The 21,672-nt window shown below is 71.3% G+C and carries 19 protein-coding genes; 1 reads left to right on the top strand and 18 read right to left on the bottom strand.

The window, feature by feature from the left end; all coding sequences use genetic code 11:
- Positions 1–113 precede the first annotated feature (113 nt).
- The 8 genes from WFI16_RS17110 to WFI16_RS17075 all read right to left on the bottom strand — a co-directional run bounded on the left by WFI16_RS17110 (position 114) and on the right by WFI16_RS17075 (position 8,036).
- A complete protein-coding gene (locus WFI16_RS17110; RefSeq protein WP_419899049.1) occupies positions 114–872 on the bottom strand; it encodes an alpha/beta hydrolase in 759 nt (252 codons plus the stop codon).
- A gap of 5 nt (positions 873–877) precedes the next feature.
- Positions 878–2,104 carry a flavin-dependent oxidoreductase gene (locus tag WFI16_RS17105; RefSeq protein ID WP_419899048.1) on the bottom strand — a complete coding sequence of 409 codons (1,227 nt, stop codon included), beginning with the start codon at positions 2,102–2,104 and terminating at the stop codon, positions 878–880.
- A gap of 7 nt (positions 2,105–2,111) precedes the next feature.
- Complete coding sequence (locus tag WFI16_RS17100; RefSeq protein WP_419899047.1) at positions 2,112–2,561, bottom strand: cupin domain-containing protein; 450 nt, start codon at positions 2,559–2,561, stop codon at positions 2,112–2,114.
- Positions 2,562–2,629: 68 nt separating this feature from the next.
- Entirely contained in the window at positions 2,630–3,385 is a 756-nt protein-coding gene (locus tag WFI16_RS17095; RefSeq protein WP_419899046.1) for an ABC transporter ATP-binding protein, read from the bottom strand.
- Positions 3,378–4,397, bottom strand: a complete 1,020-nt coding sequence (locus WFI16_RS17090; protein ID WP_419899045.1) for a branched-chain amino acid ABC transporter permease — start codon at positions 4,395–4,397, stop codon at positions 3,378–3,380. Before WFI16_RS17090 ends, WFI16_RS17095 begins: the two co-directional genes overlap by 8 nt.
- Positions 4,394–5,317 carry a branched-chain amino acid ABC transporter permease gene (locus WFI16_RS17085; RefSeq protein WP_419899044.1) on the bottom strand — a complete coding sequence of 308 codons (924 nt, stop codon included), beginning with the start codon at positions 5,315–5,317 and terminating at the stop codon, positions 4,394–4,396. The genes WFI16_RS17090 and WFI16_RS17085 overlap by 4 nt, the downstream gene beginning before the upstream one ends.
- Positions 5,317–6,501 carry an ABC transporter substrate-binding protein gene (locus tag WFI16_RS17080; RefSeq protein WP_419899043.1) on the bottom strand — a complete coding sequence of 395 codons (1,185 nt, stop codon included), beginning with the start codon at positions 6,499–6,501 and terminating at the stop codon, positions 5,317–5,319. Before WFI16_RS17080 ends, WFI16_RS17085 begins: the two co-directional genes overlap by 1 nt.
- A 101-nt stretch (positions 6,502–6,602) precedes the next feature.
- The gene (locus WFI16_RS17075) at positions 6,603–8,036 is read right to left on the bottom strand and encodes an amidase (protein ID WP_419899042.1); all 1,434 of its coding nucleotides are present in this window, start codon (positions 8,034–8,036) and stop codon (positions 6,603–6,605) included.
- A gap of 143 nt (positions 8,037–8,179) precedes the next feature.
- On the opposite strand from WFI16_RS17075, the gene WFI16_RS17070 reads away from it, so the two are divergent.
- On the top strand, positions 8,180–9,760 hold the full coding sequence (locus WFI16_RS17070) for an ABC transporter substrate-binding protein (RefSeq protein WP_419899041.1): 1,581 nt from the start codon (positions 8,180–8,182) through the stop codon (positions 9,758–9,760).
- Positions 9,761–9,815: 55 nt separating this feature from the next.
- Here the strand turns inward: WFI16_RS17070 and WFI16_RS17065 are convergent, their stop codons facing one another.
- The 10 genes from WFI16_RS17065 to WFI16_RS17020 form a co-directional block, all read right to left on the bottom strand.
- Positions 9,816–10,631 carry a methyltransferase domain-containing protein gene (locus tag WFI16_RS17065; RefSeq protein ID WP_419899040.1) on the bottom strand — a complete coding sequence of 272 codons (816 nt, stop codon included), beginning with the start codon at positions 10,629–10,631 and terminating at the stop codon, positions 9,816–9,818.
- 241 nt (positions 10,632–10,872) lie between these two features.
- A complete protein-coding gene (locus tag WFI16_RS17060) occupies positions 10,873–12,111 on the bottom strand; it encodes an aminotransferase class III-fold pyridoxal phosphate-dependent enzyme (protein WP_419899039.1) in 1,239 nt (412 codons plus the stop codon).
- Between the two features lie 63 nt (positions 12,112–12,174).
- Positions 12,175–14,343 carry an alpha-ketoacid dehydrogenase subunit alpha/beta gene (locus tag WFI16_RS17055; protein ID WP_419899038.1) on the bottom strand — a complete coding sequence of 723 codons (2,169 nt, stop codon included), beginning with the start codon at positions 14,341–14,343 and terminating at the stop codon, positions 12,175–12,177.
- Positions 14,344–14,416: 73 nt separating this feature from the next.
- On the bottom strand, positions 14,417–16,666 hold the full coding sequence (locus WFI16_RS17050; RefSeq protein WP_419899037.1) for a N,N-dimethylformamidase beta subunit family domain-containing protein: 2,250 nt from the start codon (positions 16,664–16,666) through the stop codon (positions 14,417–14,419).
- Complete coding sequence (locus WFI16_RS17045) at positions 16,663–17,007, bottom strand: hypothetical protein (protein WP_419899036.1); 345 nt, start codon at positions 17,005–17,007, stop codon at positions 16,663–16,665. The genes WFI16_RS17050 and WFI16_RS17045 overlap by 4 nt, the downstream gene beginning before the upstream one ends.
- A 15-nt stretch (positions 17,008–17,022) precedes the next feature.
- Positions 17,023–18,078 carry an extracellular solute-binding protein gene (locus WFI16_RS17040; RefSeq protein WP_419899035.1) on the bottom strand — a complete coding sequence of 352 codons (1,056 nt, stop codon included), beginning with the start codon at positions 18,076–18,078 and terminating at the stop codon, positions 17,023–17,025.
- Positions 18,079–18,103: 25 nt separating this feature from the next.
- Positions 18,104–18,817: a GntR family transcriptional regulator gene (locus WFI16_RS17035; protein WP_419899034.1), complete on the bottom strand. Its 714-nt coding sequence runs from the start codon at positions 18,815–18,817 to the stop codon at positions 18,104–18,106.
- Positions 18,810–19,646: an ABC transporter permease gene (locus WFI16_RS17030; protein WP_419899033.1), complete on the bottom strand. Its 837-nt coding sequence runs from the start codon at positions 19,644–19,646 to the stop codon at positions 18,810–18,812. Before WFI16_RS17030 ends, WFI16_RS17035 begins: the two co-directional genes overlap by 8 nt.
- Positions 19,646–20,512: an ABC transporter permease gene (locus WFI16_RS17025; protein WP_419899032.1), complete on the bottom strand. Its 867-nt coding sequence runs from the start codon at positions 20,510–20,512 to the stop codon at positions 19,646–19,648. Before WFI16_RS17025 ends, WFI16_RS17030 begins: the two co-directional genes overlap by 1 nt.
- On the bottom strand, positions 20,512–21,609 hold the full coding sequence (locus WFI16_RS17020; protein WP_419899031.1) for an ABC transporter ATP-binding protein: 1,098 nt from the start codon (positions 21,607–21,609) through the stop codon (positions 20,512–20,514). The genes WFI16_RS17025 and WFI16_RS17020 overlap by 1 nt, the downstream gene beginning before the upstream one ends.
- Positions 21,610–21,672: the final 63 nt, after the last annotated feature.

The raw sequence follows: 21,672 nt of genomic DNA, 5'->3' as shown, positions 1-21,672 counted from the left end.
GGTCGGCTATAGCCAAGGGTTATAGACGAAGGTCGGGGGAAGGAATTCCCCCGAACCCCCATCTTCCTTCTGTCAGTGCTGCCGCCCAGGGCAACACCGCGGGACACCCCAACTCAGGCGTCGAGCCAGCCTTGGAGCAGGCCAGGCACGGCGTCCAACAGGGAAAAATGGTCGGCGCCGGGCACCACCACGGGCGCCACGCCCCAGGCCACGGCCATCGCGGCATTCTGCGCCAGAAAGGCCGGCGTCTCCGCCCCGCCCACCGCGAACAACCCGCGTGGCAACGCGCCCTGCACCCGGAACAGGGGCGACAACCGCCGCGCCGCCGCCGCATCCAGCCGCAGCTTGTCGTTCAGCGGCGTCCCCAGCAGCGGCACCAGGTCATAGACGCCGGAAAACGCCGCCACCCCCGCCAGCGGAATCCCGGCCAGCGCCAGCTCCGCCGCGATATGCCCGCCCGCCGAATGGCCGGCGGTGATAAGGCCCGCGCCGCCGCGCCCGGCCCAGTCGGCCACCGCCGGCACCGCCTGCCGCGTCGCCGCCAGCAGCGCGTCCAGGGACACGTCGGGGCAGAGCGGATAATTCACCACCGCCACGTCCAACCCCATCGCCACCAGCGGTGGGGCCAGGAAGCGGAACAGCGCCTTGTCGCGCGACTGCCAGTAGCCGGCATGGAACCACAGCAGCGTCCCGCGCCAGGGCGCCGTGGCGCGGAAGCCGTCAAAGACCATGCGCGGATGCGCGCCATAGGCCAGGTCCAGATCGGGACCGAGCTCGGCCACCGCTGTGGCGCTGTCGGCCAGGAAGCGGTCCAGCAGCGCCGGATGGCCGGGGCGCAGCTGGCCGTCCAGGTAGTTCCAGCGGGCATCCATCGCGGTCAGCCTCCGGCCGGCCGGGCGAAGCCGGCGAGCTGCGCATAGCCGCCGCAGATGGCGGCGATCTCTTCCGGGGTGGCGATCTCGCCGATGTCGCGGAAGCCGCCCGGCGCGCGCTGCGCCACCAGCCCGATCACCCGCTCCGGCCCGCCGCTGCGGTTCGACTGCACGATGGCCGTCGTCGCCGGGCGGCGCGCGGCGTCATAACCGGCCAGGGCTTCTGGCGCGGCGTGGCCGGCCAGCAGATCGGCCAGGCAGCGCGCATCCAGCACCGCCTGCGAGGCGCCGTTGGAGCCCACCGGATACATGGCATGCGCCGCATCGCCCAGCAGGCTGACGCGGCCCTGCGTCCACCAGGGCAGCGGGTCGCGGTCGACCATCGGGTATTCGAAGATGTCCGCCGTCGCGCCGATCATGGCGGCCGTGTCGTTGAAGGGCAGCGACAGCCGGTCGACCAGATGGCGGAAATCATCCAGCCGGCCGCGGCGCGACCAGTCCTCGCGCTTCGGAGGCGCCGAGCCGTCCTCGCCGGTCTTGGCGTAGATCACCCAGTTGGTCAGGCGGGTCTCCGGCGTCAGGCCGGGGGCGATGGGATAGAGGACCAGCTTGGCCATCGCGTCGCCGGCGATCACCATGGCGTCGCCGCCGTCGAATTCCGGCCAGTCCACCGCGCCGCGCCACATCTGGATGCCGTTCCAGCGGATGCCGCCATCCGCCGGATGCAGCAGGGCGCGCAGCGTCGAATGGATGCCGTCGGCGCCGATCAGCGCATCGCCGGTCAGGGAAACCTCGCCCGAGGCCGTGGCGAAACGGGCGGTGATGCCGTCCCCGTCCTGGGTGAAGCCCAGCAGGCGGTGGCCGCAGCGCAGCGCGCCTGGCGGCAGGCGCTCGGCGGCGGCCTGCCAGAGCATCGCCTGCAGCCGCCCGCGATGGATCGAGAATTGCGGCATGTCATGGCCGCCGAAGGTGCCGCGCGGCTCGGACCAGATGGTCTGGCCCAGGTGGTTGGCATAGGTCAGCTGCCGCGTGCGGATGGCGATGGCATCCAGCCGCGGCAGCAGGTCGAGCGCGGCCAGCTCGCGGATGCAATGCGGCAGGGCGTTGATCCCGACGCCGAGCGGGCGGATGTCCTCCGCCGCCTCCAGCAGCGTGCAGGCGATGCCGCGTTGCTGGAGCATCAGGGCCAGGGTCAGCCCGCCGATGCCGCCCCCGGCGATCAGGATCGACACGGCAGCCTCAGCCCGGCGGCGGCAGGAAGTGGATGTTGTGCTCGGCGGAGACGCGGACCACCTCGGCCGGGTCGGTCAGGCGGTCGAGCCTGGTGAACAGCTCGAACAGCTTGCGCGAGGGGGCGACCCAGAACAGCGCGCGGACCGGCGCATCGCTGCGGTTGAAGATGCCATGGGTCGAGCCCTTCGGCATGCGGATCAGGTCGCCGGCCGCGGCCTTGATCTCCTCGCCGTCGAGGATCAGCTCGAACCGGCCTTCCAGGATGCGGATGAATTCGTCCTGGTCGGGATGGATATGCGGCGGCACGAAGGTGCCGGGCGGGAACAGCGTGTCGAAGGCGAAGGAGGCTTCCGACAGCTGCACCGGCTTGTAGGTCTGGCCGAGGATATCCCAGGAGATGCCGCCGAGGCCTTCGCCGGCGCGCGTCACGCCTGCTTCAGGGAAGGGGAAGGTCATCCTCGTTGTTTCCTCTTACTGGCAGAAAAAAGAAGGGGTCTGGGGAATTCATTCCCCGGCCTTTCTTACTATGCGAATTCGTCCTCGCCCAGGTAGGCGGTCTGGACTTCGGGGTGCGCCTGGATTTGTGCCGCTGATCCCGTGACGATCAGCCGGCCCTGGTTGAGCACCGAGATGCGGTCGGCGAGCGCGAAGACCGCCTGCATGTCGTGCTCGACCAGCAGGATCGGGCAGCGGGCTTTCAGCCGTTCGAGCAGGGCGATCAGCCGCTCGGTCTCTTCCGGCCCGGCGCCGGCCAGCGGCTCGTCGAGCAGCAGCAGGCGGGGCCGGGTGGCGATGGCGACGGCGAGTTCGAGCTGGCGGCGCTCGCCATGCGACAGGGCGCCGGCCGGGATGCCGGCCCGCGCGCCGAGGCCGACCTCGTCCAGCACCGCCTGGGCGGCGTCGTTCAGCCGGGTCTCGCGATGCGCGGCGCGGAAGAAGCGAAAGGAGGAGCCGTCCTGGGCCTGGACCGCCAGGGCGACGTTTTCCAGCGCCGAGAAGCCAGGGATGACGCAGGTGATCTGGAAGCTGCGGGCCAGGCCGAGCCGCGCGCGCTGCGGCAGGGAGAGCCGCGTCACGTCGCGCCCGTCGAGCAGCACGCGGCCGGCATCCGGGCGCAGCGTGCCGCTGACCAGGTGAATCAGCGTGGTCTTGCCGGCGCCGTTCGGCCCGATCAGCGCGTGGATCTCGCCGGGGCGCAGGTCGAGCGAGACCTGCTGCGTCACCGCCAGCCCGCCAAAATGCTTTTCGAGGTTGTCGAGGACCAGGATGGGCTCAGGCATCGGCGCGGCGCTCCCCCGGGCTCTTGGGGCGGCGGCGCCAGGGCAGCCACCCGGCCAGGCGGCCGCTCCGCCCGCCGGGCAGCCCGCCGGCGATCCCCCCGGTCAGGCCGCCGGGCAGGAAGATCACCGCCAGCACCAGCAGCGGGCCGAAGACCAGCTTCCAAGCGGTCATGACATGGGCCAGGCCCTCCTCCAGCAGGACGAAGGCCAGGGCGCCGACCAGCGCGCCGGGCAGCTGCGCCACGCCGCCGAGGACGACCATGAACAGCAGCTCGGCCGAGCGCGGCCAGGAGGCCAGGGCCGGGGAGACGAATTCCATGGCGTTCGCCAGCAGCGCGCCGGCGAGGCCGGCGATGCCGCCGGCAATGACATAGGCCAGCAGCCGGTAGGGGTAGGGGGAGAAGCCGAGCGCCTCGACGCGCAGCGGGGTCTCGCGGGCGGCGCGCAGCACCCGGCCGAAGCGGCTGCGCGAGAGCAGGGCGCAGAGCCCCCAGCTGGCGGCCAGCAGGCCGAGGCAGAGGAAGTGGAAGTTCAGCCGCGGGGCCAGGAGATCGGCGCCGAACAGGGTGTTGCGGCCGTACAGCGTATAGCCGTCATCCCCCCCGAGAGCCGACAGGGCGGAGAGCGTGAAGAACAGCATCTGGCCGAAGGCCAGGGTGATCATGATGAAATAGACGCCGCTGGTGCGCAGCGCGACCAGCCCGGTGATCCCGGCGAAGCAGGCGGCGGCCAGGATGGCGGCGGGGAAGGCGATGGCGCCCTCGGTGATGCCGGCGAGGTCGAGGGCGGCCACCACATAGGCGCCGATCCCCATCATCGCCGCATGGCCGAGGGAGGCGAGGCCGGCGCCGCCGACCAGCAGCGACAGGCTGACCGCGGCCATGCCGAGGATCATCGCCCGCGCCAGCAGGGTCAGCGCGAAACGGTCGCCGAAGCCGAGGAAGGGCGCGGCGGCCAGCGCGGCAAGCGCCAGCAGCGGCAGCAGCAGCGCGGGGCGCAGCAGCCGGCTCATGCCCGCGCCGCCGGGAACAGGCCGGCCGGGCGCCAGGCCAGCACCGCCGCCATCACCGCATAGACCAGCATCGAGGCGATCGCCGCCCCCGCCTGCCGCGCGGCGGAGGCGTCGAGGAAGAGGCGCATCAGCTCGGGCATCAGGGCGCGGCCGAGGCTTTCCACCAGGCCGACGGCCAGCGCCGCGATGAAGGCGCCGCGGATCGAGCCGATGCCGCCAATGACGATGACGACGAAGGCCAGGATCAGCACCTGGTCGCCCATCCCCGGCACCACGGCGAAGACCGGCCCGGCCATGGCGCCGGCGAAGCCCGCCAGCATGGCGCCGACGCCGATGACGCCGAGGAACAGCCGGCCGGTATCGACGCCCAGCGCGCGCACCATCGGCGCGTTGCTGGCGCCGGCGCGGATCAGCATGCCGAGGCGGGTGCGCTCGACCACCAGCCACATCAGCGCTGCCACAGCCAGGCCCGCCGCGATGATCGCCAGGCGGAAGCTGGGATAGGTCAGGCCGGCCATCAGCGTGATGCCGCCGGAAAACCCCTCGGGCTGGGGGACGTTGAGCGGCGCGCTGCCCCAGAGCTGGCGGACGCCCTCGTCGATCACCAGGATGACGCCGAAGGTGGCCAGCACCTGGGCCAGGTGGTCGCGGGCATAGAGATGGCGGAAGACCAGCCATTCCAGCGCCAGGCCGAAGCCGAGCGACAGCGGCAGGGCGATGAGCAGCCCCAGCCAGAAGCTGCCCAGCGCGCCGCCGACCGAGGCCGCCAGATAGGCGCCCAGCATGTATTGCGCGCCATGCGCCAGGTTGATGAAGTCCATCACCCCGAAGACCAGGGTCAGCCCGGCGGCGACGAGGAACAGCAGGATACCCAGCTGCAGCCCGTTGAGGAGCTGCAGCATCAGCAGGGACGCCGTCATCAGGTGGCGCGCATCCGGCAGTCGCCCGCATAGGGGTCGACATCGTCGGACAGCACTTTCCGGACGGTCGAGGTGGCGAACTTCCCATCGGGGCGCTGCACCACCTTGCACAGGTAGAAATCCTGCACCGGGTAGTGGTTCCGGCCGATGCGGAAATTGCCGCGCAGCGAGGTGAAGGCGGCCTTCTCCATCGCCGCCCGCAGCCCGGCCTTGTCCGACAGCTTGCCGCCGACCGCCTTCACCGCGGAATCGATCAGGGAGGCGGCGTCATAGGCCTGGGCGGCGTAGTTGCCGGGGACATAGTTGTACTCGGCCATGAAGTCCTGCACGAAGCGCTGGCTCTGCGCATTGGCGAAGTCCGGCGCCCAGGTGGCGGCGGTGTAGAAGCCGAGCGCCGCCTCGCGCTGGGCGGGCAGGGTGGCCTCGTCCACCGTGAAGGTCGACAGGAACGGAATCTCGGCCAGGCCGGCCTGGCGGTACTGGCGGACCAGGGCGACGCCGAGGCCGCCCGGCATGAAGGTGAAGACGGCGTCGGGCTTGAGGGCGGCGATCTTCGCCACCTCATTGGCGAAGTCGAGCTGGTTCAGGGGGACATAGATCTCGTCCACCACCTCGCCCTTGAAGCGGCTGCGGAAGCCGGCGGCGGCATCCTTGCCGGCCTGGTAGTTGGGCACCAGGACGAGGACGCGCTTGTAGCCGAAATCCTGCGCCACCTGGCCCATGGTCGCGTGCGGCTGGTCGTTCTGATAGGCCGTCGTGAAGAAATACGGGCTGCAGCCGCGGCCGGCGAAGGTCGAGGGGCCGGCATTGGCGGTGACCAGGAAGGTCTCGTTCTCGGTGACCGGCCGGAAGATCGCCTGCAGCATGTTGCTGAAGACCACGCCGACCACGAAATCGACCTTGTCGCGCTCCAGCGCGGCGCGGACGCGGGTCAGGGCGGTCTCGGGCTTCAGCTCGTCATCGATCACCAGGGTCTCGACCGGCAGCCCGCCCAGCCTGCCGCCCAGATGCTTGATGCCGGCCGCCCAGCCGTCGCGCAGCTGCACGCCGAGCGCTGCCGCCGGGCCGGAGAGGGTGGCGACGAAGGCCACCTTCACGCCGGCCGACTGCGCACGCGCCGCCGGGATGATCGCCGGCATGGCCAGCAGCGAGGCGCCGGCGCCGAGGAAGGAGCGTCTGTCCATGAAAGCCACCCTGAGTTTGTGAACAAAGTGCAAAGGGGGGAGGCCGGCAGGCAAGGCCCCCGGATGGCCGTGGCGCTTTTTTTTCTGTTTGTGGCGCCGTTTCAGGCCCCGGGCGGCCAGTAATCGGCCCAGGGGGCGGCCGCCTCCAGCAGCCCGGCCAGCCGCAGCAGGTCGAGGTCGCCGCCCCAGGGGCCGACCAGCTGCACCGCCGTCGGCAGCCCGTCGGTGCCGAAGCCGTTCGGCACGGTCAGCGCCGGATGGCCGGTCAGGTTGAAGGGATAGACATAGCTGCTCCAGCCCTGGCGGGTGATGCCGCAGAGCTCGCCCTCGACCTCCACCTCGTCATCGGCGGCGTCGAAATCGGCCGGCAGGGCGGTGCGGCTGAGGGTCGGGGTGACCAGCAGGTCGAAGCGCTCGAACAGCGCCTGGATGCTGCGGAACAGTCGCGTCCTTGCGTATTGGCCCTGCCGGAACTCGTGCAGGCCGAAGCCGTTCCCTCGCTCGACGAAGGCCAGCAGCACCGGGTCCATCCGGTCCTGCCACTGGGGAAGATGGCGGGCCATGGAGACGGCATAGTTCGCCTGGTAGAGGATGCGGGCCGGGAACTCGATCCAGTCGATCGGATCGGTGACCGGGGTGACCACGGCGCCCAGCCCCTCCAGCACGGCGAGCGAGCGCCGGGTGGCCTCCGCCATGTCGGCCGCGAGCCGCGGATTGGTGGCGCGCTCGATATAGCCGATGCGCAGGCCGGAGAGGTCGTTGCCGGCCAGCGCCGGGTTCAGCCGCGGCGGCGAGCCCGCCTGGGCCAGGCTCCAGGGATCGGCCGGGGAGGGGCCGGCCATGGCGGTGAACATGACGGCGGCATCGGTGACGCTGCGGGTCATCGGCCCCGCATAGGTGTAGTTGCCGAAGGTGTCGCTGCCCTGCTGCCAGGGCAGGGTGCCGAGCGTCGGCTTCAGCCCGACCAGCCCGCAGCAGGCCGCCGGGATGCGCACCGAGCCGGCGCCGTCGGTGCCGAGCGCGACCGGCCCGATCCCCGCCGCCACCGCGACCGCCGCGCCGCCGCTGCTGCCGCCCGCGGTGCGGGACGTGTCCCAGGGATTGGCGGTCAGCCCATAGACCGGGCTGTCGGTCAGGCCCTTGTGGCCGAATTCCGGCAGCCGGGTCTTGCCGAAGATGATGGCGCCGGCCTCGCGCAGCCGGCGGACCAGGATATCGTCGCCAGCGGCCGTGTTGTCGGCATAGACTGCCGAGCCATGGCCGGTGACCACGCCCGCCATGTCCACCTGGTCCTTCACGCTGACCGGCACGCCATGCAGCGGCCCGAGCGGGCGGCCGTCCATCACCGCCTGCTCGGCCGCGCGGGCGGCGGCCAGCGCCTGTTCGGGCAGCAGGGTGGCGAAGGCGTTCAGGTCGGCGCGGCGCCCGGCCTGGTCGAGCACCGCCTGGGTGTATTCGACCGGGGAGAGCTGCTTCGCCCGGATCAGGGCGGCGGCGCGGGCGGCGGTGAGCTGCGTCGGCTGGGTCTCGGGCATGGTCCTGGCGGCCTCCGGCTTTCCTGTTGGCCGCAGTCTGATATTGGATATATCATCCTTGCAAGCCTGCGCCGGCGAGAGGTCCGCAGAAGCCTCCCCGCGCAGCCCGCCAGAGACAGCGGCCACAGGGAGAGACTCTCACCATGCACCCCATCCGCCCTTCCGCAGGCCCCGGCCGCCGGCAGATCCTGGCCGCCGGCGCGGCGCTGCCCTTCCTCGCCGCCCCCCGCCTGGCGCGGGCCGCCGGCGGCACCGTCACCGCCGTGCTGGAATCCGAGGTCGTCATCCTCGACCCGCATGTCACCACGGCGGCGATCACCCGCAGCTTCGGCTACCATGTCTTCGACACGCTCTTCGCCATGGACGGCCAGGGGCGGATCCGGCCGCAGATGCTGGAGGGCCACACCGTCTCGGCCGACCAGCTGACCTGGGATTTTGCCCTGCGTCCGGGCCTGACCTTCCATGACGGCGCGCCGGTGACTGCGGCCGATTGCGTCGCCTCGCTGAACCGCTGGGCGGCGCGCGACAGCCTCGGCCGGATGCTGCTGGCCTCGCTGGACAAGCTGGAAGCGGTCGACGCCACCCGCTTCCGGATGAATCTGAAAAAACCCTTCCCGCTGATGCTGGACGTGCTGGGCAAGCCGAACGCGCCGGTGCCCTTCATCATGCCGGCCCGCGTGGTCCAGGCCGCCGGCGAGCAGCGGATCAAGGAGATCATCGGCTCCGGCCCGTTCCGCTTCCGCCCCGACCAGTTCCGCCCCGGCGACCGCATGCTGCTGGAACGTTTTTCCGCCTACTCGCCCCGCGCCGAGGAGCCCGATTTCCTCGCTGGCGGCAAGGCCGTGCGCATCGAGCAGCTGCTGCTGAAGACCATGCCGGACGATGCCACCGGCGCCAGCGCGCTGACCGCCGGCGAGATCGACTACATGCAGTACCTGCCCTTCGACCACCTGGCGCCGCTCGGCCGCAACCGGCAGGTGAAGCTGATCGGGCTGGGCGGCATCCACATGTTCCAGGGCAATTTCCGCCTGAACCATGCCAGCGGCCCCTTCGCCGATCCGGCGGTGCGCCGGGTGCTGTGGAAGCTGGTCGACCAGGCGCAGATCCTGCAGGCGATCGGCATCCCCGAGCAGTACCGCCTGGACAGCTGCCCCAGCTTCTGGATGTGCGGCACGCCGCTGGAGACCGCGGCCGGCGGCGAGGTCGCCAGGCTGGACATCGCTGGCGCCCGCGCCGAGCTGGCCCGCACCGGCTACAAGGGCGAGCCGGTGGTGATGCTGGAGGTGCAGGGCTCGATCTCGCAGACCGCCGGCCAGGTGCTGGCGCAGAACATGAAGCAGGCCGGCTTCACGGTCGACGAGCAGGTGATGGACTGGGGCACCGTGCTGGCCCGCCGCGCCCGCAAGGAGGGATGGAGCCTGTTTCCGGTCTATTCCAACGGCGTCGACAATGTCTCGCCGCTGACGCATTTCTATGTCGCCAACAACTGCGCCGACTATCCGGGCTGGAGCTGCGACACCGGCATCACCGGCCTGCTGGAACAGTTCGCCGCCGCGCCCGACCTCGCGGCGCGCAAGGTTCTGGCGGAGAAGATCCAGGCGGCGTCCTATGCGCTGACACCCTCGGTGATGTGGGGCCAGTTCGCGCGGCCGGCCGGCTATCGCGCGCGGCTGAAGAACTTCGTGGAGTCGAGCTTCCCGATGTTCTGGCAGGTCGAGGTGTAGGCAAGAGAAGGAAGGCTGGGGGAAGGAATTCCCCCAGACCCCCATCTTCTTTCTGTCAGACAGCCTTGGCCTTGCGGGTCATCCAGAGCCACGGCGTCGGCCCGGCGCGCCATTCCCACAGCGCCAGCAGCCGGTCGAGATCCGACAGGCTTTCCATCCAGCCGGGCAGGGCGGCGTCACTGACCGCCCGGTCGATCCTTTGCACGTGATGCGAGGGGGCGAAGCGCCCGGCGATCCGTGCCGACAGGCCGGGGCTGAAGCAGTCATGGCATTCGACCAGGATGTCCGCCTGCCGCAGCCCGGGCGCCAGGTCAGGATCCAGCAGCCGCTCCTCCTCCCCCTCGATGTCGCAGACCACCACCGTCGGCTGCGCCTCGGCCAGGGCGAAATCGGCATGGGTGAAGGCGCCCCCGACCTCGACCCGTCCGGCCACGCCATTGGCTTCCGCCAGCGCGGCGCAGAGCTCCCGCGCCGCCGGGTCCAGGTCGCGCGCCAGCACGCGCGCCGCCGGCATCCGCCGCGCCAGGCCGACGGCGTAATAGCCCTCGGCGCAGCCCACATCGATCACCAGGGGATAGTCCCGGGCCACGATCGCCTCGATCACCGGGGCCAGCGATGCCTCGTAGAGGCCCAGGATCCGGGCCGCCGCGGCGCCCTCGCTGGCCTGCACCGGGTAGTGCATCCCGGCGAAGGGGCCCTGCGGCAGCACCGGGTCACCCCGGGCTGCCAGCGTGTTGGCGATCACCTGGCTGCGCCACTTCGCCAGGTCGCGCAGCGCCAGCTCCAGCATCCTGGGCGAGGGCGCGCCGTCCAGGCGGCTTTTCAGCAGCTCGACCACATGCAGCGTCAGGGGCGATGCGGCCTGGCTCAACGGCTCGCCTCCCGCTCCGCCATGGTCCCGCCGAGGGCGGTTGCGAGGTCAAAGGCCGGCATCGCGATGGTTCCCCTGTTCCGGACCGTGGTCAGCGCCCGCGCCGCCTGCGGAACACGCCATCCCGGCGGGAGGGAGGGGGCGAGGTGTCCGGCGGAGGCGATGCTGCCGGCCTCGCCCCACACTACCCGGTGACCCGGCCGGCTTGAAGCCCCGCGCCCGGGGATGCCCGCTGTCCTGCCTATCCCAGGCTTTTCTTCACCGCCGCGAACCCAGCCTCCGCCGCGACGAGGGCGGCGTCGATATCCGCCTCGCCATGCGCGCAGGACAGGAACATGTTGTGGCGCGGGTGGAAATAGGCGCCATGGCGCAGCGCCGCGCTGCAGAAGGTGTCGCCCATCTTCCAGTCCACATCGCCCGCGAAGGTCATCAGCGGCATCTGCGCCGGGCCGGTCTGGTTGACCGCCAGGTTGTGGCGGCGGGCGAGCAGGCCCAGCCCGTCGCGCAGGCGCTGGCCCATGGCGCGCATCCGCTCCGGCCCGTCGATGCGCTTCAGCTCCTGCAGCGTCGCCAGGGCGGCCGCCATCGGCACCGCGCCGCACCAGAAGGAGCCGGTGGTATAGACCTGGGTCGCTGCCTCGCGGAAGCGCTCGCGCCCGGCCAGCGCCGCCAGCGCATGGCCGTTGGCGATCGCCTTGCTGTAGGCCGAGAGATCCGGCCGCACGCCGAGCGGCTCCCAGGAGCCGCCGAGATCGATGCGGAAGCCGGCGCGCACATCGTCGAGGATCAGCGCGGCGCCGGTGGTGTCGCAGACCTGCCGCGCGTGGCGGGCGAAGTCGACGGTGGGCAGCTCCTGGTCGCGGGCGAAGTCGTGGCGGAAGGCGGTGACGATGATCCCGGCCAGGTCGCCGCCCGCCTCGGCCACCGCACGGTCGAGGCTGTCGGTGTCGTTGTAGTCGAAGGCGATCAGATGGGCGCGGTCCTCGGCGGTGACGCCGGCGACCGAGGGCGAGCACCAGGGCACCGCGCCATGATAGCTGCCGCGGGCGATCAGGATCTTGCGGCGGCCGGTGGCGGCGCGGGCGATGGTGACGCAGGCGGTGGTGGCGTCGGTGCCGTTCTTGCCGAGCACCACCCAGTCGGCATGCGGGATCATCGCCACCATGGTCTCGGCCAGCTCGACCAGCACCGGCGCGGGGCCGTTCATGGTGTCGCCGCGCTCGGCCTGGGCGCGGGCGGCGGCCTCGACCGCCGGATGCTTGTGGCCGAGCACGATCGGGCCCCAGGAGCACATGAAGTCGATGGTCTCGCGCCCGTCGACGTCGCGCAGCCGGCAGCCCTCGGCCTCGGCGAAGAACTGCGGATAGCCCTCCGGCAGCTTCGCCGCGTTGAGATGGCCCCAGAGACCGCCGGGGATCACCTGGCGGGCACGGGCGCGCAGGGCGGCGTCGCGGCCGGGGGAGAGGTTGAGCTCGGACATGGCGCTATCCCGTTGTTTCAGGCCGTGGTCACGAGTCGATATATCATATTTCCTAACGCCGAGTCACGCGACCAGGCGCCGCAGCGCGGCTTCGACCCGCGTCTGGTCGCCGAGCGCCGCCAGGTTCAGCGGCAGCGAGACCACCGGCGCCGCCTCGCTGCCGCTGACCCGCAGGATCTCGGCGTCGAGCCAGTCGAAGCAGCGCTCCTGGATCTCCTGCGCCAGCCGCGCGCCATGGCTGGTGCCGCGCGCCGTCTGCTCGGCGATCAGCACGCGGTTGGTGCGGCGGATGCTGGCGGCGACCCCCTCCCAGTCGAGGCCGGTGGGGTCGAGGCTGCGCAGGTCGATCACCTCCGCATCGATGCCGGTGGCCTCGGCGGCGGCGATGCTGGGCGCCACCATGGCGGCATAGGTCAGCACCGTGCAGGCCTGGCCCGGCCGCGCCACCCGCGCCCGGCCGAGCGGCACGCAATAGTCGAGGTCGTCGCGCGGCACCGGGCCGCTGGTCTGGAACAGCCCCTGGTGCTCGATCACCAGCACCGGGTCGTCGCAGCGCAGCGCCGCGTTCATCAGCCCGATATAGTCGTGCGGCGTCGCGGGCGAGACGATCCGCCAGCCGGGATAGAGCGCGAACAGCGCCGAGGGGTCCATCGAATGCTGCGAGCCGTAGCCGGCGGCCGGCGAGACGCGCGCGCGCACCACCACCGGCACGCCGAAGCCGCCGCCGAACATATGCGCGAACTTGCCGATGCCGTTGAACATCTGGTCGGCGGCAACGATGCAGAAATCGCCGAACATGATGTCGACCACCGGCCGCAGCCCGCAGACCGCGGCGCCGAGCGCCATGCCGGTGAAGCCGTTCTCGCAGATCGGCGTGGCGAAGACGCGCTCGGGGAAGCGCTCCACCACCCCGCGCGAGGAGCCGGAGACGCCGCCGCGCAGCCGGTGGACATCCTCGCCGATCAGCACGATGCGCGGGTCGCGCGCCATGTTGTGCAGCAGCACCTCGGCCACCGCATCGATGTATTTCTTCTCGACGGTCGCGGTGGCGGGCAGCGCGGCGGCCTCGACGAAGCGCTCGCCGCGCAGCTCGGAGAGGTCGCCGCGGATCCCCTCATCCACCCGCGCCGCCTCGGGATAGGCGCCGGCGCGGATACGCGGCTGGTTGGAATCGCGCGGCAGCTCGGTCAGCGCGGCGGCGGCGGCCTCGACCATGGCGTGCGCCCGCCGGTCGAGCGCCGCCAGCCCGGCGGCATCCAGCACGCCCATCGCCTGCAGCCGCTCCGGCATCCGCGCCACCGGGTCGCGGGCGCGCCAGGCCTCCTCCTCCGCCTTGTCGCGGTAGCCGAACTGGCTGCCGAGCAGCGGGCCGCTCTGGTGCAGGAAGCGGTAGCACAGCGCCTCGACGAAGACCGGGCCGCCGGTCTCGCGGATCTGCGCGCGCGCCCATTGCATGGCGCGGCGCACCGCCACCAGGTCCATCCCGTCGCATTCGACCGAGGGCACGCCGAACATCGCGCCGCGCGTGGTCAGCCGGGTCTCGCGTGTCTGCTCGGCGACATGGGTGGAGACGGCGTAGAAATTGTTCTCCAGGAAGAAGATCACCGGCAGCCGGTAGAGCGCGGCCAGGTTGATCGCCTCCATCGACTGGCCAGCCATCAGCGTGCCGTCGCCGAAGAAGGCGACCGAGACCTGGTCGCGCCCCAGCACCTTGTCGGCCAGCGCATAGCCCACCGCATGCGGCAGATTGCCGCCGATGATGGCGCTGGTGCCGACGATGCCCGCCTCGGCCCAGCGCATGTGCATCGAGCCGCCGCGGCCGCCGCAGAACCCTTCCTGCAGCCCCATGATCTCGGCCATGGCGCGGCGCAGCAGGTCGCCTGCGGCCTCGACCGGCGCGTCGCGGCGCGGGTCGTAGCCCTCGGGCAGCGCGCTGTTCAGCAGCTTGGCCAGGATCTGGTGATGCGCCCGGTGGGTGCCGTTCAGCTTGTCGGCGGTGCCCAGCACCGACATGGCGCCGACCGCGCCGGCCTCCTGGCCGATCGAGGCATGCGCCGGGCCATGCACCAGGCCCTGGCCGTGCAGTTCGAGGATCTTCTCCTCGAAGCGGCGGATCAGCAGCAGCTGCTCCATCCAGCGGGCGAGCTGCGCCGGGTCCTCGGCGCGCCAGTCCGCCTCGTCGACCTCCAGGCGGAACCAGGGGACGGTGGTGGTCAGGTCGGTCTGCTTCATGGCGGCTCCTCCCGGGAGCGCGGGGATGGCGGGGGGAAGACGATCCCCCGCGCCCCTTTTTCTCTTGTCGGTTCTAGAAGCCCGCGAAGGGGCTTTCGTCGAGGAAGCGGCGCAGCACATTGCCGGTCAGCCGGGCGACGGCATTGTCATAGCCCTGGCAGGACAGGGCGCAGGCCCAGGCGATCGAGCCGGTGGAGAAGACGGCGCCGCCGCGCGCCGTCGGCGTGAAGGCGATATCGGCGCGCACCCGGGCATTCTGGTCGCCCATGGCGCCGCGATGCAGGGTGCGCAGCTCCTCCAGCGTCGGCACGCCGCCATAGTCGAGCCGGTCGGCGGTGGCGATCCAGACCTGGCCAGGGGCCGAGCCCAGGGTCGGGTCGACGCGGTCCACCTCGAGCCCCGCCGCGCCGCCGCCGCGCAGGCCGAAATCGCCGAGCGGCGCCGCGAGATCGAGCCCCTCGACCAGCCAGGCGAGACGCGGGTCGCGCGCCCCCTCCAGCCAGCGATAGGGGTAGGAGCGGGTGAAGACCTGGGCGTCGAAGCCGACGCCGACCAGCCGCTGCGGCGGCCGGCCATTGGCGCGCCACAGGCCGGAGGGCTCGCCGGAGAAGGACAGCGAATGCTCGCCCGCCTCGCCCTCCCAGGTGCGCAGGCCGAGCATGCCGCGGCGGATCTCCATGGCATGCGGCATCGTCGGGTGGAAGGCGATGCGCCAGTAGAAGCCGTTGCCGCCGAGATAGAGGTGCCGCCCGCCATCGCGCTGATAGGCGTCGAAGGCATCCAGCATGGCGCGGGAGAAATACTCGGGATGCGAGCCGGTGATGACGCAGCGGTAGCCGGCCAGCAGCTGCGCGCCGTGCCGGTCGATGTCGTCATCGGTGATGACGTCGTATTCCTGGCCGATCTGCTCCAGCCAGTCGATGATGTGGGTGTCGTTGCCGTAGTTGAAGGTGGCGCCGCGCGGCCGCATGTTCAGCACCGGGCGCTTGGCGGTGGAATAGCACCAGCCGCTGCCGTCGCTGTGGGTGTCGTAGGTCGAGAGGCCGAGCTCGCGATGCTCCTGCAGGTAGACATCGTCGCGCGACAGCGCGATCAGCCCCTCCAGCATCGATTCGGCATGCACCTGGTCGAGCCGCAGCGCGCTGTTGGCATAGGCCAGGAAGGTCGCGGTGCTGGCGACGAAGGCCAGCGGCGCGCGCGCCTGGCCGAGCGGGGCGCGGACGAAGAAGGCGACGAAGCTCTCGACCGGATCGTCGCTGTCCTGGCGGGCGCGCAGGCGCAGCGCGTAGAAGCCGCTCTTCCAGTCGCGCGGCACCCGGAATTCCAGGTCGGCGTCCCAGCCGGCATCGTGCATGTCGTCGCGGTGGAAATGGATGGCGCCGTAGAGATGCGGCTTCTCGGTCCATTGCTGGGTGCTGCCGTCCCAGTTGGCGCCGGTCATGGCGCGGGCCGGGCATTGCCGCAGCCAGCCATCCAGCCGGTTGGCCGAGAGATCGTGCAGCAGATCGGTCGACATGCCGCGCGAAAAGTCCCAGGCGCCGAGCAGGTCGGGGTCGCCCGGGGGCGGGTTCAGCGCCTCGGCCAGGGCGCGCAGCCGGTCGAAGGACCAGGCGCCGGCGCCGAGCCGCGGCCGGTCGATCTTGCCGTCGTAATGCGCGGTGGTCAGCGGCGCGACGCCGGTCTCCAGCGCCTGCGCCGCGAAGACCAGCGCCACGTCGGCGGGCGGCGTGAAATGGCGCGGCCCCTCGGCGCGGGCCGTCTCGCCGGTGTCGCGGCCGCCCTGCGGGTCCAGGCTCTGCTGCTGCAGCAGCAGCGCGCCGGCCTCGGCGTCATAGACGGCGGCGACGAAGACCCATTCGCGCTCGCGCAGCGGCCGGGCCGTGGCGACGCGCCACTGCCGCTGCCCGTCGCCGAGCACGAATTCCAGGCAGCCGGTCGCATCGAGGCCGAGCCGCCAGCCCGCTGACGTGTCGTCGCGCCAGCGCGCCATGACCGCCTGCGCCGCGCTGCCCGGCGCGGTCGGCCAGAGGAAGCCGCCGAGCGAGAAGGAGCCAGCGCGGCGCAGCGCCGGCGCGTCGCCGACGAGGCCGCAGGAACCCGGGCGCAGCGGCTGGTGGCGCAGCGGCACGCGCCCGTCGAGCGGCGTGCCCGGCGTCTCGAAGCGCAGCCCCGGCCCATCGGGGTCGGGATCGGCGCAGCGCACCCGCAGCAGCGTCGCTTCCGCCTCCGGCAGGGTGGCGCTGGAGAGATGGAAGCGCACCGCCTCGCCGGGCGAGACGGTGAGCGGCCAGGCATAGCCGAGGACGGCGGTGGTGTCGGTCATGGGCTCGGCTTCTCATCCTGCAGCGGCACGCCGGTCAGCGCTTCCCAGCGCAGCACGAAGACGGCCCATTCCGCCTCGGCCAGGCTGGTGAAGACCCGGTTCGGAAAGGTCTCGATGGGCGCGCCGCGCGTCGCGGGCATGCGCGCCAGCATCCAGCGGCGGTTCGGCTCCAGCACCACCAGCACGTGGCGCCGGCCGACGCCGGACCAGCGCATGCGGTGCAGCAGTTTTTGGAGCGCATCGCTGTGCGGGCCCCGGGGAGCGCGGCGGAACTCTTCCACCAGATCAAGGCGAGTGGGATCGACCGGCCAATGCGCGGCCTCGGGATCGTTGACCAGCATCGGCCGGGACCTTCCTTACTGGGTCAGCCAGGTCACCCAGCGCTCGCGCAGCGCGGTGCGGTTGGCGGCGATCCAGGCATAGTCGGCGATCACCAGCTTCTCCCAGTTCGCCGGCCAGGAGGCGCGGTAGCGGCGCTCGCCCTCCGGCACCATGGTCGGCGCCTCGCGGTTGTTGGAGTCGAAGCTGACCTTCTCGCTGAAGGCGAGATGCTCCTGCGGGTTCTGCACGAAGAAGTCGAGGAAGCGCATGGCATTGGCCGTGTTCGGCCCGCCCTTCAGCACCGCCCAGTTGCCGACGTCGCGGATCGCCTGGTTCCAGGTGAAGTCGAACTCGCCCGACTTGGCCAGCGGCACGGCGCGGCTGGAATAGACCATGGTCATCACGGCATCGCCGCCGCGCATGATCTGCATCGAATTGTCGCCGCTCTTCCACCAGGCGGCGACATGGCGCTTGAGGGTGTCGAGCTTGCGATAGGCCCGGTCCACATCCATCGGAAACAGTTTTTCCCGTTCGACGCCATCGGCCATCAGTGCCGCCAGCGGCACCCACCATTCGCGGTCGCCGGTGTCGGGCAGCGAGCGGGAGCCGGGGAACTTCTGGACATCGAAGAAATCGGCCCAGCTCTGCGGCCCGCCATTGGGGAAGGCCTTCTTGCTCCAGGTCAGCGCCATGCCGCCGGCGGTGCGGATGATGCCTTCGGGGAAGCAGCCATTGGGCAGGGCATGCGCGGCGATGCCGGGCATGCTGCAGTCGACCGGGGCCAGGATGTCGGCGTGCTGGATCAGGTCGGGCGGCGTCGCGGTGACCACGTCGAAGGGAACATTGCCGCTGCGCTGGCCGGCGCGCGCCCGCGCCCACTGGTCGGGCAGCTCGATCGGCACCGAGCGGACGCGGATGCCGACCTCGGATTCGAAGCGCTTGTAGAAATGCTCCTGCAGGCTGCGTTCCATCAGCCCGCCGGTGGCGGCAACGATGACCTCGCCCGAGCCGCGCTGGGCGAGGGCAGGGCGGGCGAGCGGCGTGATGCCGGCGGCGCCCAGGGCAAGAAGGTGTCTCCGCAGCAAGGCCATGATGCAGCTCCTTCGGGGAGTGACGTTATTTGGGAGGCGTCCAGGCGGCCTCGCGCTCCAGCCGGCCGAGATAGGCGACCAGATTGGCGCCGCCCTCGGTCAGGTCGGCGCAGAGCGCGAGGCGCGTCGCCGCCGGGTCGCGCGCGCGCAGCCCGTCGAGGATGTCGAGATGGCGGTGCCGCCCCGGATAGCTCGGCCGCGCATGCGGATAGAGCAGGGCGTGCATCGGCCCGTTGCGCAGCCAGATGCTCTCGATGATGGCGAGCAGCTCGGGCATGGCGGCGGCGCGGTAGAGGCCGTGGTGGAAATCCCAGTTGGCGCGGTTGGCGGCGATCGGCTCGCCGGACTCCTCCGCCGCCATCAGGCGTTCATGCGCCTCGGCCAGCGCGTCGATGGCACTGGGCTGGATGCGCAGCGCCGCCGCCTCGGCGGCCAGCGCCTCGAGCTCGAGGCGGATGGTGCGCAGCTCCAGATACTGCTCCAGGCTGAGGCCGGCCACGGTGATCGAGCGCGCCGCCTCCATGCGCAGCGCCCGCTCGCGCGCCAGCTGCACCACGGCCTCGCGCACCGGGGTCTCGGAGACCTGCATGGCGGCGGCCAGGTCGCGGATCTTCAGCCGCTGGCCGGGGCGCATGCGGCCCTCGAACAGCGCCGATTGCAGCTCGGCATAGACCTTCGCCGCCAGGTTCTCGCGCCCCACCGGGGCGACGAAGGGAAAGATTTCTGCGCTGTCAGCCATGGTCACCACCTTCTCCCGCCGCCGCGGCGGCGCGCCGCTCCATAGCACGCTTCAGCGCATAGCCGAGCAGCAGGGCGGCGACCGTCAGCACCGTCAGCATGGTGGCCACCGCCGCCAAAGTGGGGGAGATGTTGTAGTCGATATCCTCGAACATCTTGCGGGGCAGGGTCTTGCGGTCGAGGCCGGAGATGAAGAAGGAGACCACCGCCTCGTCGAAGGAGATGACGAAGGCGAAAAGCGCGGCCGAAACGACGCCGGGCGCGATCAGCGGCAGGGTGACGTGGAAGAAGCCGCGCACCGGCCCGGCGCCGCAGGACAGCGCCGCGCGCTCCAGCTCGGCATCGAAGCGGTAGAGGGCGGCGAGCACGGTGAAGACCACGAAGGGCAGGGCCAGTACCGTATGCGCCATGGCGAAGCCGAGCAGCGTGCCGGTCAGCCGCAGCTGCTCGAAGACCAGGAACATCGCCACCGCCAGCGCCACATGCGGCACGATGACCGGGCCCACCACCAGCAGCTCGATCAGACCGCGTCCGGGCAGGCGGCCGCGAACCAGCGCGAGGGCCAGCAGGGTGCCGACCAGCGTGGCGCAGACCGCCGAGATCACCCCGGCCTCCAGGCTGAAGAAGGTGGCGCGCAGCCATTCCTCGTCGCGGAAATATTCCAGGTACCAGCGCAGCGAGAAGCCGTTAGGCGGAAACTGGAGAAAACGTTCCGGCCCGAAGGACATCGGGATGATGATCAGCGTCGGCAGCAGCAGGAAGACGGTGACGGCATAGGCCGCGGCGTTCAGCGCCAGGCGGCCGGCCCGGTTCGGCGCGGTGCGCGTCATCAGCCCTGCCCCACGAAGCGGTCGAGCCGCACGGCGCGGCGGAAGACCACCGTCAGCAGCAGGACGAAGGCCAGAAGGATGCCGACCAGGGCGCCGGCGAAGGACCAGTCCAGCATCTCGCGCACCTGCTGCGAGACCAGGGTCGCGATCATCATCTGCTGCGGCCCGCCGATCAGCGCCGGCGTGACGAAGAAGCCCAGCGCCAGAAGAAAAACCATCAGGCAGCCGGAGGTGACGCCGGGCAGCGCCAGTGGCCAGATCACCTCGCGGAAGCTGGCCCAGGCCGAGGCGCCCAGCATCTGCGCGGCGCGGGTATAGTCCTCGGGGATGCCCTTCAGCGCCGAATAGATCGGCAGCACCATGAAGGGCAGCAGCACATGGCTCATCGCCAGCACCACGGCGGGCTCGGTGTAGAGCAGCTTCAGCGGCGCGTCAGTCAGCCCCAGCTTCTGCAGCCACTGGTTGATGACGCCGTTGCGTTGCAGCAGCACCATCCAGGCATAGGTGCGCACGAGAACCGAGGTCCAGAGCGGCAGCAGCACGGCCGCGGCCAGCAGCGCCAGGCCCAGCCCCTTGCTGCGCGCCATCACCCAGGCCAGCGGCCAGGCCAGCAGCAGGGCCAGAACCGTCACCTGCGCCGCGATGCGCAGGGTGCGCAGCATGACCCGCAGATAGACCGGCTCGGCCAGGGCGCGCTCGTAATGCTGCAGCCCGGGCGTCGGCAGGAACAGCGATTCATGCAGCAGCGTCGCCAGCGGCAGCAGGAAGACGACGATGATCAGCAGCAGGAAAGGGGCCGCCAGCAGCAGGCTGGCCGCCGGGCTGTAGCGGCGGCCGGCGAGACGGAAGGAGGCCGGGCGCCGCATCAGGCGGCCACCGGGAAGGCGCGGGCATCGCCGGCTTCCCATTGCAGGGTGACCTGTTCCCCCGGCACCGGCTCGGCGAAGCCGGCGCCGGCGGGGATGCGGGCGCGCAGCGTCGCGCCGCCGGGCCCCTGCAGCAGCAGGGTGGTGGCATTGCCGACATAGATCGCCTCGCGCACCTCGGCCGCCAGGCCCGGCGCGCCGGCCGGCGCCAGGCGCAGCCGCTCCGGCCGCAGGGCGAGGGTCAGCTTCGTGCCGGCGGCGATCGGACCGACGGCCAGGGCACCGGTCGCGGTGCCGTCCTCCAGCTGCACGGGGAACAGCTGGCCATCCGCCGCCGCGCCCCCGGCGCGGCCCTGAAAGAAATTTGTCTCGCCGATGAAGCGGGCGACGAAGGGGGTTTCCGGCGCCTCGTAGAGGGCGCGCGGCGCGCCGAGCTGCTGCAGCCGGCCATGGTCGAGCACGGCGACGCGGTCGGCCATGGTCAGCGCCTCGGTCTGGTCATGCGTGACGAAGACCACGGTGATGCCGATCTCGCGCTGCAGCTGCTTGATCTCGATCTGCATCTCCTCGCGCAGGTTCTTGTCCAGCGCCGAGAGCGGCTCGTCCATCAGCAGCACGCGCGGGCGATAGACGATGGCGCGGGCGATGGCGACACGCTGCTGCTGGCCGCCCGAGAGCTGCGCCGGGCGGCGCTCGCCGAAGGCCTCCAGCCGCACGGTGCGCAGGGCGGCGCGCGCCCGCTCCTCCCGCTCGGCGCGGCCGACGCCGCGCATCTTCAGCGGGAAGGCGATGTTCTCCAGCACCGTCATGTGCGGGAACAGGGTGTAGCGCTGGAACACCATGCCCAGGTTGCGGCGGTTGGGCGGCGTCCAGGTGACGTCCTCGCCGCCGATCACCACCCGCCCGGCATCGGGGAACTCGAACCCGGCGATGGTCATCAGAATCGACGTCTTGCCGGAGCCGGAGGGGCCGAGCAGCGCCAGGAACTCGCCGGGCTGCACCGCCAGCGAGACGCCGTCGATCGCCGCCACCGGCCCGAAGCGCTTCACCAGCCCTTCCAGCAGAATCCCGCCCTGGTCGCGCGCCGCTTCCGCCATGCCCCGCTTGCCCAACCCCGTTTCCCGATAGACTATTTGATATATCGTCGAGCCTGCAAGCGG

Origin of the sequence: Roseomonas sp. USHLN139 (assembly GCF_037145735.1) — a bacterium.
Lineage (GTDB): Bacteria > Pseudomonadota > Alphaproteobacteria > Acetobacterales > Acetobacteraceae > Pseudoroseomonas.
The sequence above is the reverse complement of the archived record's forward strand: the minus strand, read 5'-3'. Positions and strand labels throughout refer to the sequence as shown.